The sequence below is a fragment of the Arcanobacterium pinnipediorum genome (assembly GCF_023973165.1).
Classification (GTDB): domain Bacteria; phylum Actinomycetota; class Actinomycetes; order Actinomycetales; family Actinomycetaceae; genus Arcanobacterium; species Arcanobacterium pinnipediorum.
In genome coordinates, this window is sequence record NZ_CP099547.1 from 1,937,134 (window position 1) to 1,952,277 (window position 15,144).

Sequence of the window (15,144 nt, forward strand, 5' to 3'; positions counted from 1 at the left end):
CTGTGAAGTAGAAGTTATGTCGCGAAAATATCCGGCTCCGCCACCAAACGGACCGCGTCGAAGCCATTCGGCGCGGCGATCACCCCTGCCTATTGTGAACGAAACCTCAGCTGGCGGAGTCATTATTTCAGTTCAAGAAGGTCGAGCTTACGTTGCAGTCATAGCGCGTAGGAATCGTGGCGGGCGCCTTGAATGGTGCCTACCCAAAGGTCATCTCGAAGGAGTGGAAACAGCTGAACAAGCAGCCGTACGCGAAATATCGGAAGAAACCGGAATTACCGGCCGGGTTCTGCGGCATTTAGCCTCCATCGACTATTGGTTCTCCGGGCACGACCGCCGAGTTCACAAAGTCGTCCACCACTTCCTCCTCGAAGCGCTCTATGGCACACTCACCGTCGAAAATGATCCAGACCACGAAGCAGAAATGGTCGAATGGGTACGCCTCGATCATGTCGCAGCCCGTCTTGCTTACCCCAACGAACGACGCATTGTTGGGGTAGCCCGAACCTTGCTGGAGGGCTAAATGAAACGTTGGAGTTTGAAGCGTGTTCTAGCTGGATTTAGCGCTATCATGATCCCACTGGGCGGGCTTTTCGTATCCGATGGTTCAGTGTTGCCTGGCACTCTGGCTACTCACACCGAGCCACGGCCCCAAACCCAGCCACAGCCCCAAACCCAGCCACAGCCCCAAACCCAGACGCAAGCTCGTGAACCGCATCTAACTATCACATCAGTTGGCGATCCGACGCTGGCCCCCGATACAGACCTCACATTGACGGTTGAACTCGTAAACCCCAGCACTCAACCTTTGGCAATCACAGGTTTCAACGTCCGCTCTCAATCGTGGCCAGCAACAACAGCCAGCCAAATCTCTGCCTGGATTTCCGGGAATCTGTACGGCTACTCCCTCTATGATGATAACCGTGCAGTAGAGGTAGCACCCAAAGATCGTCTAACCCATACAATTACCGTGCCGCGATCGCAGATTACCTGGTCGAACACTGTAACAGCGTGGGGTCCGCGCGGTATCGAAGTTAATGCTATCCACGGTGACGAGGAGTTATCTGACCGTTCGTTCATTATTGTCACACCCGATACGCCCCTAGTTCGCACCCATTTTACTGCAGTTGTTCCAGTCATTGAGCACTTACCTACCCACAGTAAGTCAGTTCCAGAACTCCTTGACGAGGTTTTAACCACTACGTCAGCAGACCCGGGAACTCAATCCGAAGCAGTGAATTCCGGTAGTGAGTCGGCACCTAATACCGGTAATGGATCCACTCCTGCTGCTGGTAATGGATCGGCTCCAACAAATTCTCAACCTCAATCAGCACCCGTGGATTCTGGTGGTGGATCTGCAACCGGTCCCGGCACACAATCTGCAACACCTAACCACGAAAACACAGAACCTGGCGACCTCTCCTCATTCTTCGCCCACTGGGATATCCCAGGAGTAACACTCTTCTCCGATCCGCGCCTCACCCACTCCACCACGTTCAACAACGCCGAACATCGCGCTCTTCCGGCATACGACGCCGACCTAGCTGCATTAGCCCACGCCAACATGCCACAACGCATCAGCTACTATCTCAACAGCTCAATCCCACAACTGTATATCCCAGCAGGAGCAGTAGATATCACCACGCTACGGGCGGTGCGTTCCGCTGGGTTCAAAGCCGCTATCGTTCACGATTCCACTCTCACTCCAGCCGGCGAACAGCTATATAACAGTGACGCACACACATCGGTAAACGTCGATAACGAGCCGATGCCCCTCGTCGTCGCCAACACAGCGCTGTCTGAAGCTATCGCTGGACGGCTGCGAAACTACGACGAAGAAATTTCACTTGATCCACTCGACAGCCGGCAAGTTGCACTAGCACTCTCCGCGATGCTCTACCGCCAGCAACCCAATAATCAGCGTGCAGTTGCAGCTCTCTTACCGCGAACTGACGTCCACGCGGCCCAGGTTAATGCGCCCGCTGAAGTCGTTTCGGCACTCTCGCAAGCCCCGTGGAACCAACCCATATCAGTTTCGGCACTCCTTGCTTCACCCACGGTTGATTTTGACTATGAAGAGTTACCCGAAACCAATCTTGCGCCCGGCGAACTGAGCCCTGCGGAACTGAAGCTCTACGATCAGTCACTGTCTACCGCACACCAATTCGCCCAGATTTTCGGTACAGGAACCGCGCTAGATAGCATGATCGATAGCTATGCGGATAGCCTCATGGGAACACAGTGGCGTACAGATCCGCAAAAACGTGAGACTTTTATTCGTGCGATGGGCAATGTTGATACGCACAAGATCACCGTGGAAAAGACCTCGACGATCAATCTTATTTCCACCAATTCATCATTGCCGATCCGAATCAGTAATTCCTATAGCCAGCCGGTCAATGTTACTGTGTCCCTCGAAGCATCAGATTCTCGACTTCGGGCAACCGATTCTGACACCATCACTATTCCGGCCAAAAGCACCTCCCAAGCGATGATTCCAGTTGAAGCCTGGGGATCTGGCAACCTTGATCTTGCTGTATCACTGACCAACAGCACCGGACTAACGATCGGTGACCCCGCAACAGTCCATGTTCGAGTTAGAGCAGATTGGGAAAACACGGGAACCGCTATTATCGCGGGCTTAATCGGCGTCTTGTTTATTTTTGGAGTCTTTAAATCCATTCGCCAAGGACGTCGGTCACAGCCGATGGATCCGCGTCAAGCCTCACTGGCAGTTTCACAACGATTCCGCACCGAAAATACGCAGGATCTACCAAACTCAGAGTAAACTGTGACCGTACTATATCTAATAACCACGATGACCATGCTGAACTTAACGAGTAAATCAGACTGATGAAGGAGACAATTGTGAGTAAATCCTATGCCTTTTCTGGAAAACGCATAGCTGATCGCTTTGAACTCATGTTTCCTATCGCGACGCAGGCAGACCGAGCCTATTCGTCAGTATGGGCAGCTCGAGACACAGCTCGCTCAGTAGAAATTCGCGCAATTGTAATCGATCCGGAATTTCCGGGAGCTAACGCGGTTCTCGACGCCGCTCGTCGTACATCATATCTGCAAAATACTGAAGACATAGCGGCCGCAATGGTCACCACGATCGCTGTGATTGGTCAAGGTGGTGACTATGCTATTTTCACTGAGATTCCGCCGGGCCGCCGTCTTTCTGATTTCCTCAATGACAAGCCACTCCCTCCCCAGTTAGCCCATGCAATTATTGGCGAAGTAACCTCGGCAATTAATTCAGTGCGCCACCAAGGAATTCGGCACCTAGTTCTTGATACTGACGACATTTATATTACTGATGCAGGCAACGTCATCATCGACGGATACGGCGTCAATGCGGCATTGCACAGCATTCCTCACGATCTAGACACTGCCGAACTAGATCGCCGCGAGGCTGAAGGAATCATTGCGGTATTAGCGTCTTTACTTGTTGGTCGTCATGTTTCACGTGAAACGTTTATCGAACAGCGCAATGAGATTATTCAAGAAGCAGCCAATATGCCTGATCTCTCTGCCGAGATCAAAGAGCTTCTCACGGCTACGACCACAGATCACGGGCCGTCATCGCCAAACAACTTATTACTAGAGCTCGTTCCCTGGGCAGATGTTGATACCGATTCGCTATCAACATTCGCACCCACAATCCCCGAAGTTACAGGGGAACATATCGATACCGCAGAATCTTCGATTGATTTTGCGAGGGCTTCAGCAGGTCTAGCCGGCGCTTCAGCAGGTCTAGCCGGCACTTCAGCCGGGCTTGCGAGTGATTCAGAAAGCCTTGCGGACTCCGCGATAGACTTTTCATCGACTGTTTTCCCCAAGGTTTTTGACGACGACGCTGCGGGCGGCGAAGATGCGAGCAACGAGGATTCAGCAGATTCTGGTGAGATAGATTCAGAATCGCTCACCGATGAGAAAGACGTCGATCCTGATTCTGTGCATGACGAATCTGGCGTCGCTGAGGATATTGGCGAAGCCGAAGCTGAGCCTGGTAGCGAAGCCGAAGCTGAGCCTGGTAGCGAAGCCGAAGCTGAGCCTGGTAGCGAAGCCGAAGCTGAGCCTGGTAGCGATGCTGAGGTTGAGGTTGGTAGCGATGCTGAGGTTGAGAATCCGAGCGATATTTCGAGCGAGTCTGATGACTCCGCCGTCGAACCGGATGAGATGACCAGCGGCGAATCAGCCGAAGCTAGTTACGAACCAACCGAAGCCGACGACGAAACCGATAGCCCCGACGTCGAACCAACCGAAGTAACTGGTGAGGTAGCTGAGGTGGTATCGAATAACCCCGCCCAAACCCCCGAAGAAGCTGAGGAAAAAGTCGAGACACTGCTCGGGATCACTGCGGAAAGCACCGTCCCGGATGTGAACCAGTGGCCTGCCGTGGCCGATAGTACCGTGGCGGATACTGAAGCGGACAACGAGAACGAAACTGCTGGTGATAGCGATCTGGTAGGTGACAACACCCAAATCCTGGCGTCTATTCATCCGCAACTCGAAAGCGATCTTGAAGCTGACCACGTAACTACCAATGTCCACGTGCTTAATGCTGAGGATATCTCCGCTACTGGCCACTTGGCCGGCGAAAATCTCGCCGTATCCAATCTCGACTCTCATCAACCGCGCTCACCGCGCCAGGCATCTTCGTCGAAGAAAGTACCTACACCATCCTCGGGGCGCTCGTTTAATGCTTCGACATTGGTCATTATTATTTTGGTCCTTATCGTCGTTTTTGCTGCTGTACTCGGGCTACGCCAACTCTTCAAACCGTTGCGTGACGTTGAGATTACTACCCCAGATTCTCACGAAACAACCTCACAACAAGCCCAGAATCCAGCGGTACCACCGAAAGTTGTGGCAGCCAATCTCGTTGATCCAGATAGTCCACGATTCTTTTCTGACCCCGAAGTGCCAAACTATCCAGAAAACGTCGGTCATATTATCGACGGGAATCCAGAAACAATCTGGCAGTCGTGGTATTTCAACGATCCTGGAATGGGAGACATCTCCGGTATTGGTATCCACGTCGTTTTGGAACAAGAAGCCCAACTTTCCACACTCATTCTGGATGTAGCTGGAAGTGGCGGTAATGTTCAGGTTAAAACTGGCGGTGATCCAAACGGTGGCGAACTACTCTACGAGGGTCCGGTAGACGAAAAAACTACCATCACCTTCGAGCAAAAACCGTTGACTTCAGACCTTTTACTCTGGTTCACTGAATTACCAGTTGATCACACCGGTGCCAATCGTATTTACCTGTCTGACATTTCGGTGGAATAATACACGTAAGCACTACGTATATATCTATACGTGCTATTTATTTGCAAAGAGGTTTACATGAGTACAATTCATGATGTTATTATCGTCGGTTCCGGCCCAGCTGGCTGGACTGCAGCTACCTACACGGGACGTGCCGGATTAAAGCCAATCGTTCTAGCCGGTACTCTTAATTCCGGCGGTGCACTCATGACCACAACCGAAGTAGAAAATTTCCCCGGTTGGCCTGAACCTATTATGGGACCTGAATTGATGATGCGTATGCAAGAACAAGCCGAGCGGTTTGGTGCGGAAGTTCGCTATGAAGACGCCATTTCGTTCGACCTGACTGGTGATATCAAATCCGTTACAACAGATGATGCTACCTACCAGGCAAAAACAGTTATCTTGGCGCTAGGATCTGAATATCGCAAGCTCGGTCTTGAAGGCGAAACAGCCTACACCGGTAAGGGACTTTCTTACTGTGCTACCTGTGATGGTTTCTTCTTTAAGGGCCAAGAGATTGCCGTGATTGGTGGCGGTGATTCCGCAGTCACGGAAGCAATTTTCCTCTCACGCTTTGCCTCCACGGTGCATTTGATCCACCGTCGTGATGAGCTACGTGCATCGAAGGTAATGGCTCAGCGTATCAACGATATCGAAAACATCACCGTGCACTGGAATTCTAAGATTGCAGACATCAATGGCGCTGGTGGCTTAGAATCATTGACTCTTGAAGATACCGTCACCGGTGAACACTCTGATTTGCCTGTATCTGGTATGTTTGTTGCAATCGGCCACGATCCACGTACCGCGGTTCTCAACGGCCAGCTCGAACTCGATGGTCATGGCTATATCAAGGTTGATTCGCCTTCTGCAAAGACCTCCATTCCAGGTGTTTTCGCATGTGGAGATGTCGTTGACTCAACCTATCAGCAAGCAGTTACCGCTGCCGGTAGCGGTTGTGTAGCAGCTCTTGATGCTGAAACATACTTGATTAACTTGGAGGCTAATGAAGCATCACAGTGATAGATGTAGCGAACTCTGAATTTACGATGCGATATTTTTTCGCCTCGTGGTCACTTGCCAGTATCCAGATGCGGCGTATTTTCAACGAAGTTGCCGCGGATATTTGCCGCTATATACAAAATGTACCTGAGTTATCGGGAACACCGCTCACAGTGTTGGCTGTTGATATTGATCAACAGCCAACACTAGTGGAAACTCATGGTATTACACATGTTCCCGCTATTCAGTTATCAGCAAACAGCCAGGACCTCATCACTCTCGTGGGAGCGAGACCTAAACTGGCGTTGCGCAGTGAACTTATCACCGCGTTAGAAAAGCACAGCATCAATGCTCGTGTAACAAAGGAGTAATTATGGCAGAACATACGGACGGTAGCACGCATATCCTTAATTCTGCTGCCGCCGCTGCCAGCGGTGATAGCTCGTCCTCATTCAACCCAATCGAGCCACAAATCGACGAAGAGATGTGGGCTCACGTATATTCCAGTCGCGCATTAAACACCAAACAGTCTGAGACACGATCCTTATTTGCTGTCGCTAACCGTCCTGAAGTTGTTTCACTCGCTGGCGGTATGCCCAATATTTCTGGTTTGCCGTTGGACTTTTTAGCAGACATGTCTGCAAAGCTCATGCGCGAACGCGGCACCGAGCTTCTGCAATATGGCGGCGGTCAGGGCGAGTTGGAGTTGCGCGAGCAGATCGTCAATCTTCTTGAAAAAGAGGGCGTACATGCCTCTCCTGATCAGATCACTGTAACGACCGGTTCTCAAGCAGCACTTGATATTGTTACCCAGGTTCTCGTTAATCCTGGTGACGTTATCGTCGCTGAAGCTCCATCGTATGTTGGTGCGCTAGGAGTATTTGCCGCCCATGAGGCGAAGGTTGTTCATGTCCCGATGGATGAAGATGGTTTGATTCCTGAAGAGCTAGAACGCACTCTTACCGAGCTTGAAAAAGCCGGAACACCGGTGAAGTTTATCTATACCGTTCCAAACTTCCATAATCCTGGCGGTGTGTGCTTAGCGATCGAGCGTCGGCCACAAATTGTTGAGATTGCTAAGCGACATAAGGTTATTATTCTCGAAGATAATCCTTATGGCATGCTTGGTTTCGATGATCAAACGAACCGTGCACTCTATAATTGGAATCCTGACGGCGTTATTTATTTGGGTTCATTTTCTAAGATTTTCGCTCCGGGCTATCGAGTCGGTTGGGCTTTAGCAAGTGAAGAACTCACTGCTCGGCTTGTGCTTGCTAACGAGAACGCAGTCCTTTCCCCAACCAAGGTTGGGCAACTATCGATTGCCGAGTATCTACGTACCTATGATTGGCTTAGCCAAATCAAAGAATACCGTGTGATGTATTGCGAACGTCGGAACGCAATGAATAAAGCCCTCGAAGAGTACTTACCGCAATGTCGGTGGACCGTTCCCGATGGTGGTTTCTATATTTGGGTTCAATTACCCGACGGCATTAACGCCCGAGAGATGCTTCCCCGTGCAGTCGATAACGGTGTTGCTTACGTTTCTGGAACTGCTTTCTACGCCGATGGTCAAGGATCAGATCATATTCGTCTATCCTTCTGTTACCCCACCCCGGATCGAATTACTGAAGGCGTCAAGCGGTTGGCAAAGACGATCGAAGAAGAATTACTCCTCAAGTAATCATTCAAATCACATGGTAGGAACATCTTCATAGAATATTCGTCATTCGTGACATTTGTTTTTCAATACTACGTGCAACCTTATTCTGATGGTGTGATATTCAGGTATTTACGCGATCACATAAGCTCACATAACACTACAGCTCACCGATAGTCATTAGATCTACGGTGAGCTGTAGTAATACTAGCTAGATCGCGTGTTGAGTTGTTCAGCTGACACTGTATATCACGCTCTCATACTGCGATGTCACGCGCTCATACTGCGATCTCACGCCTTCGTCCTACAATGTTTCACGTGAAACATCGATCGACTCTTCATCGAGCAAGTCGAGAATACGGTTCAGATCGTCAATGGAACCGAAGTCGATTGAAATGCGTCCTTTCTTCTGCCCCATAACGACTTTTACTTTTGTTTCGAAGCGATCCATGAGACGCGATGCAAGTTCGCTCAGTTCTGGCTGATATTGTGATGAACGGTGCGATCCAGGTTTTTTAACCTGTTCTCCGCCTTCACCGAGGGCAACGAGTTCTTCGATTGCACGCACTGATAGATTTTCTGCAACAATGCGTTGCGCTAAACGTTCCATCGCAGCCGGATCAGAGAGCCCTAACAATGCTCTAGCATGACCTGCTGAAATAACATTCGCAGCTACCCGACGCTGTACGAGTGGTGGTAGCTTCAACAGACGTAATGTATTCGAAATTTGTGGACGTGATCGAGCAATTCGGCGCGATAACTCTTCTTGAGTACAGTTGAAGTCCTCCATCAACTGTTGATATGCAGCTGCTTCTTCAAGAGCATTGAGCTGAGCTCGATGAAGATTCTCTAGCAAAGCGTCGCGCAACATATCGCCGGTATCTGTGTGCCGTACTATCGCTGGTACGGAACTGTTTCCTGCTAAACGTGATGCGCGCCAACGCCGTTCACCCATGATAAGTTCATAGCGTGCTTCTGGATGATCTTGAATTGGCTGATCTAGTGGCCGAACCACAATCGGTTGAAGCACACCGACTTCTTTGATGGACGCTGCTAATTCAGCTAAATCATCTTCATCAAAGATTTGGCGTGGCTGATGCATATTCGGGACGATTTCATCGAGGGAGAGCTCACCGAAAGTCGCACCTGGGATTTCCTGTAAATCGTTAGAATCGTTAATTGTAGACGATTCACTGTTTTCACGAGATTGTTCTTGCATATCCTGCTGTCGCTCTGGCTGATCACCTGCCGATGTTTCACGTGAAACATTGGCTGGAGTCGAATCTATTTCAGGTTTACGCGATGAAACAGATTTTTCAACACCCAGTTCAGCCACTAGAGTTGCGTGAGTAGATTCAGAGGTGGAATGACTAGAAACTGAATCCTGATCAGTGCCAGGTTCGCTAACCTTTGTTGCGATGCTTTCAGTAGGAATCACATCGCTATCCGCCTTATCCTTGTGCGTCTTTATCTTAGCTTTAGATGCACGTGTTGAAGCTACTTTCGTTGACTTTGTTGTGGCGGACGGCTTTGCTACTCCGGCCGAATCAGACTGCACAACTGGGGCAGCTTCATTCTTAGAGTCCTTCTCCTCGATGCGCGGAGTTTCATAGATCTTGGAGTCATCTGTGTTAATAGGTGACTCTTGAGTACGTCTTGAGTTGTTGTTTTCTTCGTTATGTGTGAAGAATATGTCGATTGGCCGCTTACGTGATTCTTCCTGATCAGCAGGGAAAAGTGCTCCGATACCTCGCCCTAAGCCACGCCGTTTTTCTGCCATCTAAAATTACTCCTCTTCAGAAATTTGCTCTGCTAGTTCGTATGCTGCAGCGCGATATGCGAGAGCTCCGGAAGATTTAGGATCGTACGTTACAACCGTCTGCTGGAAACTTGGCGCTTCGGAAATTCTGATATTTCGAGGAATTTCCACCGACAGTGTTTCACGTGGGAAATATTGGCGAACTTCGCTCGCCACATCTTGGGAAAGATTTGTACGGCGATCGAACATGGTTAATAGAATCGTAGAAATATGGAGACCAGGATTGAGAGACTCCGTCACCATAGTAATCGTCTTCATGAGTTGAGTCAGACCCTCAAGCGCATAGTATTCAGTTTGAATAGGGATCATAACTTCCCGGGCGCCAACTAACGCATTAAGCGTCAAAAGACCTAGGCTCGGTGGACAATCAATAATGATGTAATCAACTGCTTTATCCTCTGAATTTTGAGCGAGAAAATCAGAAATCGCATCGCGTAACCTAAATTCGCGACGCTCTTGCAACACCAAAGAAATTTCAACACTGGAAAGATCGATCGTCGACGGAGCTACGAAAAGTCCATTGACATCTGGGCAAGGTTGGATGACATCCGCTAAAGTGAGTTCATTTTCTAAGACGTGATACAGTGAAGGCGTACCTGAAACGTGTTCAACTCCAAGAGCTGTTGTCGCATTTCCTTGTGGATCAGCATCAATAAGTAGCACCCGCAAGCCCCCTTGGGCGAGGGCAGCAGCGATATTAACTGCAGACGTCGTCTTCCCAACTCCACCTTTTTGGTTCGCCACGGTAATCACGCGCGTGTGTGATGGTTGTTTGAACGTTACTCGTTCGAGCTTATGCATTAGCTCGCGATCCCGCAATAAATCCGCACCAACTGGAGAACTCATATCTGTAAACAATGCAGCTGCACTTGGTACATCTTTAGAATTATCTTGATTCCTCGAAACACGTTTACGTGGATCCACCATTCCTACAGCTCCTATCCTTATCCTGCTATAAGTCTACTAGTTAAAAGCCATTCATGAATTACATAAACCACAATGCAATGTTATCCACTATCGCCATTATTAAAGCCGAGCTATTCTCCACAGGCTGTAGAAAACCACCCACCAAAACTAACTCATAACAGAACATGCCATTATCTGAACGAAGAAAATACACCACACACCATCACACATAACATCACTAACGCATCGGATTCCGGGAGGATGAAATCTGATGGTCAGCTAACTACATAGGCATATAATGTTTCACGTGAAACATTACCGACCACCGATGTTTCACGTGAAACATCGGTGTTGATACTTTGACAGTACGAACTCCGATAAGATCTACCGGATAAGATCTACAGTTTCTCCACCACAACGACGCGGGTACCTTCATCAGCACCCCACACATCAACGTCATGCACTTCAGCCCAGGCTGCACTATATTTACGTAATTCCTTATGCGCCTCGTCAACTTCTTGTTCCGCGCGTCCACCCTTGAGTGCAACCAACTGACCATGACTTTTAACTAAAGGCATAGTCCAAGGCAATAATTTCTTGAGCGCCGCAACAGCGCGAGCAGTGACAACATCTCCATAAAGAACTCCATGAAGTTCCTCGGCACGATTATTGTGAACCGTGACGTTATCGATACCTAAAGTATCAATGACGTACGAAAGCCATTCGGTACGGCGTCCTAAAGAATCCACCAAGTGAATATCAACATCAGGGCGAACAATTGCAGTTACCAGACCGGGGAATCCCGCACCCGAACCAACGTCAATCAAGGTAGATTTTTGTGGAACAAAATCTACAATAGCCGTGGAGTTCAAAATGTGGCGTGACCAGATCTTGTCTAATTCTCGCGGACCGATGAGACCGCGGAGTTCACCTTCGGACTCTAAGAGTCGAGAAAAATGAACGAGTTGGTCCCAGACGGTATCTCCAAAGTGTTCGACACCATGGTCAGGAATACGCTCAACTGACATAACTCACCTTACCGATAAAATCCAACATCGCCACGCAATAAAAACTTAAAAATATTAATAATAATGATTATCAATAAGATGTAAACCGGTTACATCCATCGTGATTATACCTGAGTATACGACACACGAAAATATAGAAATGCGTTTTTGAAACATAAAAATTCATTCCAGCCGTGCAAGAACTCCGGAGTGAAGCATGTAAATCTAGGCCAAATGCGCAGACATACGGAACCAGCTAGGCTAACCAAACATAGGCATGGGAATACATGGGAATAAAAGAACAGAAAACAATAACCGCCTCAGCTAGATAATCACATGCCACCAAATTCCTTAATTACACTGTTCATTCACACATCTAACCTAAACGTTTGGCCCGCAACATGTGCGGGCCAAACGTGGATAATTTGCATGTACTGCGTGAGCTAACTCAGTCAGCAGACTCGGCAGATTCAGCCGATTCGGCAGACTCACTCGTGCCGTCAAAAATGTCTGCATCGTCGCCGTCGTCTTCGACGTCGTGTTCTTCATCAAGCAATGAGATAACAACGTGACGTGCCGGTCCAATACCAGACGAGTCGGAGAACAAACCAGCTTCAGCGACGACGTCGTGAACAACTTTGCGTTCAAACGGATTCATTGGCTTCAACGCAACTGGCTCGCCAGAATCTTCAACTCGACTAATAGCTTCGCGCGCAATCTCAGCAATCTCTTGCCGATGCTGCTGGCGATAGCCGAGAATATCGAGCATAAGTCGAGAACGCTCACCGGTTTGCTGCTGGACCGCAAGTCGAGTTAATTCTTGGAGAGCGTCAAGGGTATCGCCGTGCTTACCAATCAAACGCTTGAGACGACGATCAGCGACGTCGTCAACAACAATACCTACCGCGGCGCGATCAGCTTCAACCGTAATCTCAATATCGCCGTCCATATCAATAATATCAAGAAGCTCTTCGAGATAATCTGCGGCGATATCGCCTTCTTCGTCGAGCAAAGCCCGCAGATCAACGTGTTCTTCAGTCATGGTGATTCCTTTTATGTCATCTCATCTGCCAACAGATGATTAAAAATTACGATTCTTTTTATTCTGCTTCGCCTTTTGTTGGCGAGCTTTCTTCTTTTCGTTTGCGCGCTGACGCTCAGCCATCCGGCGTTCATAGCGCTTTTGGGCACGTTCTTCATCAGTGAGACCATCAAGGCCACGAATTTCGCTAGACGTGGTCTTTTCTGTCGTTTCTTCAGCCTGTAGTTGTGCCGGAATCTTCTTACCGCCGGCCTTCTTCGAACGCTCTTTGCCTAAGGGCTGGATACGTGGCTGAACTGGTTCAGCTGGCTCTTCTTCAGGAGGTAAACCAGCAGCAATACGCTTGGCACGAATCTTTGCTTGACGCTTCTTGTATGCTGGCGAACCCGGAGTTGGGTTGTAGGTGATGAGCCAGTACTGCTGGCCGATATTCCAAAAGTTGGAGGTAAGCCAATAAACAAGCACACCAACCTGGAATGCGAAACCAGTAAAGACATAAATAATCGGCATGCCGTAGAGCATCGTCTTTTGCATCTTGTATGCCGGATTATCGGGATCTTGGGAGGATTCTGGCATGTTCTTCGTCATAATCATCTTCTGTGAATAGAACAAAGTTGCCATCATCAAAACAATCAAAATAACTGCAACAACACGAACGTTGGTCGTTAAATCATACGCGCTCGCAGTTCCTAACGACGACGACAGTGGCGCCCCGAAAAGTGTGGAGTTAGCGATCTCCGTCGCCACCTGTTGATCGACTGCGCCAATACCTTCGCCACCTTGAGAAATAATATTGACATTATTCAGTATTCGGAAAAGAGAGAAGAAAATCGGCATCTGGATAAGCGCTGGAAAACAGGACGCAAATGGTGATGTGCCATGTTCCTTGTAGAGTGCCGTTATTTCTTCTTGTTGGCGCTGCCTCGACACAGCATCCGTGCGGCCCTTATACTTCTTTTGAAGTTTTTGAATTTCTGGCTGCAGTTCTTGTCCCATACGCATGGCACGGATTTGCTTGTTGAACAGCGGAATACTTAAAAATCGGATCACGATCGTCAAACCGACGATCGACAAGACCCACGCGGCACCAGAACCAGTGCTCATACCAAGAGTGGTCAGCACTGTGTGAATGCCGTACATAATCCACGAGATAACCCACTTGATGGGGAAGAGGATAGTATCCACAGTTCTTCTTTCAGTTAGGGCAGTTGCCGTTTTTAGTTAGGGCGGTTGCCGTTGTGTGTATCATCGCCGTGGCCGCTGTGGCCTGATGATTCTTCTTTGGCGCGGTACGCCATAAGTTCAGTGTATCCGAGTGGTTTCGTTGGCCAGGCTCCTGGTTGTGGAACCCAGTCTACGCCACCGTGACTCCAGGGATTGCAGCGCAGTAAACGCCACACAGTCAAAAGTGTACCTTTTATTACGCCGTGAACCCGAATGGAATCGATAGCATATTGGGAGCAGGTTGGCTGATATTTGCATCGACGGGGAAGTCCGGCCGATATATTGCGCTGATACCAGCGAATTGCCCAAGTTAGAATGCGTGCAATCATCGGGATTCCTCGCTCCAGGCATGGGTGTGGGAAAGTGCCCGCGTTAGTGCAGTGTGAAGTTCGGGTGACGACGCCGTTGCCGCATCCGGATTTGCCCGTACGACGACGATTCCCGGCTTAATTCCAGCAAGCATGTTTCGCACGAGGTGACGGAGTTTACGTGAGAGTGTGTGCCGGACAACAGAATTTCCGACTTTTTTCCCCACGATGAAGCCGACCTTTGTACAAAGGTCGGCTTCACTATGTTCGTTATCTTCTAGAAAGTAGACAACTAAAAGGCTGTTTCCGCTCCGCCTCCCATGACGAACTGTTCGGGCAAAATCGCCCGATGTTCGTAATCGGTTAGCGGCGGGCAACATTTACGCGGAGAGGCGTGCGCGGCCCTTACGACGGCGGGAGGCAAGAACTGCACGACCCGCACGGGTGGCCATACGCTTACGGAAGCCGTGAACCTTGGCCCGACGACGATTATTAGGCTGGAACGTACGCTTGGTAGACATGGGTGATCTCCCACTTATCGATTCTTGAACGGATTCAAATTGCATTAAATCCGTGTGTGTCCTGCACACACATGACTTGACGACTTTACGCGACTTTTCGGCTCATAGTCAATAAAAGACACTACCTGCGTAACTATTGTCACACGACGGCAGATCTGTGGCGAATCTGTCTTCTTTTCTTTCCACAGTTGTGGACAAACCAGTGGATACATTTTTCGTCTGACAACTCGCGGTTCAACTCATGTAATTACACCGATGTAATATCCACAGCTGTGCATAAGACTGTGGATAACTCGAGATTTAATTTGAGTTCTCCCATATCATGTACTCAGTGAAGTCGATTCCAGTGATAAAACACGAAAAGAGGAAATT

At 49.1% G+C, this 15,144-nt stretch carries 14 protein-coding genes; 6 read left to right on the forward strand and 8 right to left on the reverse strand.

Annotated elements, in window-relative coordinates:
* Positions 1–16 precede the first annotated feature (16 nt).
* The 6 genes from NG665_RS08575 (at position 17) to NG665_RS08600 (ending at position 7,969) form a co-directional block, all read left to right on the forward strand.
* Entirely contained in the window at positions 17–523 is a 507-nt protein-coding gene (locus NG665_RS08575) for an NUDIX hydrolase (RefSeq protein WP_252673277.1), read from the forward strand.
* On the forward strand, positions 524–2,788 hold the full coding sequence (locus NG665_RS08580) for a DUF6049 family protein (RefSeq protein ID WP_252673278.1): 2,265 nt from the start codon (positions 524–526) through the stop codon (positions 2,786–2,788).
* An 80-nt stretch (positions 2,789–2,868) separates the two neighbouring features.
* Positions 2,869–5,301, forward strand: coding sequence for a hypothetical protein (locus NG665_RS08585; protein WP_252673279.1), 2,433 nt, complete (start codon positions 2,869–2,871; stop codon positions 5,299–5,301).
* Positions 5,302–5,358: 57 nt separating this feature from the next.
* Positions 5,359–6,306 carry a thioredoxin-disulfide reductase gene (gene trxB, locus NG665_RS08590; RefSeq protein ID WP_252673280.1) on the forward strand — a complete coding sequence of 316 codons (948 nt, stop codon included), beginning with the start codon at positions 5,359–5,361 and terminating at the stop codon, positions 6,304–6,306.
* A 26-nt stretch (positions 6,307–6,332) separates the two neighbouring features.
* The gene (locus tag NG665_RS08595) at positions 6,333–6,656 is read left to right on the forward strand and encodes a thioredoxin family protein (protein WP_252673281.1); all 324 of its coding nucleotides are present in this window, start codon (positions 6,333–6,335) and stop codon (positions 6,654–6,656) included.
* A 2-nt stretch (positions 6,657–6,658) separates the two neighbouring features.
* Positions 6,659–7,969: an aminotransferase-like domain-containing protein gene (locus NG665_RS08600; RefSeq protein ID WP_252673282.1), complete on the forward strand. Its 1,311-nt coding sequence runs from the start codon at positions 6,659–6,661 to the stop codon at positions 7,967–7,969.
* A 280-nt stretch (positions 7,970–8,249) separates the two neighbouring features.
* Here NG665_RS08600 and NG665_RS08605 read toward each other — a convergent pair whose 3' ends face one another.
* The 8 genes from NG665_RS08605 to rpmH form a co-directional block, all read right to left on the reverse strand.
* The gene (locus NG665_RS08605; protein WP_252673283.1) at positions 8,250–9,725 is read right to left on the reverse strand and encodes a ParB/RepB/Spo0J family partition protein; all 1,476 of its coding nucleotides are present in this window, start codon (positions 9,723–9,725) and stop codon (positions 8,250–8,252) included.
* A gap of 6 nt (positions 9,726–9,731) precedes the next feature.
* Complete coding sequence (locus tag NG665_RS08610; protein ID WP_435366698.1) at positions 9,732–10,610, reverse strand: ParA family protein; 879 nt, start codon at positions 10,608–10,610, stop codon at positions 9,732–9,734.
* 458 nt (positions 10,611–11,068) lie between these two features.
* A complete protein-coding gene (rsmG, locus tag NG665_RS08615; RefSeq protein ID WP_252673284.1) occupies positions 11,069–11,698 on the reverse strand; it encodes a 16S rRNA (guanine(527)-N(7))-methyltransferase RsmG in 630 nt (209 codons plus the stop codon).
* A gap of 427 nt (positions 11,699–12,125) precedes the next feature.
* A complete protein-coding gene (locus NG665_RS08620) occupies positions 12,126–12,719 on the reverse strand; it encodes a Jag family protein (RefSeq protein WP_252673285.1) in 594 nt (197 codons plus the stop codon).
* Positions 12,720–12,758: 39 nt separating this feature from the next.
* Positions 12,759–13,904 (reverse strand): membrane protein insertase YidC, encoded by a 1,146-nt coding sequence (gene yidC / locus NG665_RS08625; RefSeq protein WP_252673286.1) that lies wholly within the window; start codon positions 13,902–13,904, stop codon positions 12,759–12,761.
* Positions 13,905–13,936: 32 nt separating this feature from the next.
* Positions 13,937–14,272: a membrane protein insertion efficiency factor YidD gene (yidD, locus tag NG665_RS08630; RefSeq protein ID WP_252673287.1), complete on the reverse strand. Its 336-nt coding sequence runs from the start codon at positions 14,270–14,272 to the stop codon at positions 13,937–13,939.
* A complete protein-coding gene (gene rnpA / locus NG665_RS08635; protein ID WP_252673288.1) occupies positions 14,269–14,631 on the reverse strand; it encodes a ribonuclease P protein component in 363 nt (120 codons plus the stop codon). The genes yidD and rnpA overlap by 4 nt, the downstream gene beginning before the upstream one ends.
* Complete coding sequence (gene rpmH, locus NG665_RS08640; protein WP_091279413.1) at positions 14,632–14,772, reverse strand: 50S ribosomal protein L34; 141 nt, start codon at positions 14,770–14,772, stop codon at positions 14,632–14,634. It abuts the gene before it with no gap.
* Positions 14,773–15,144 lie beyond the last annotated feature (372 nt).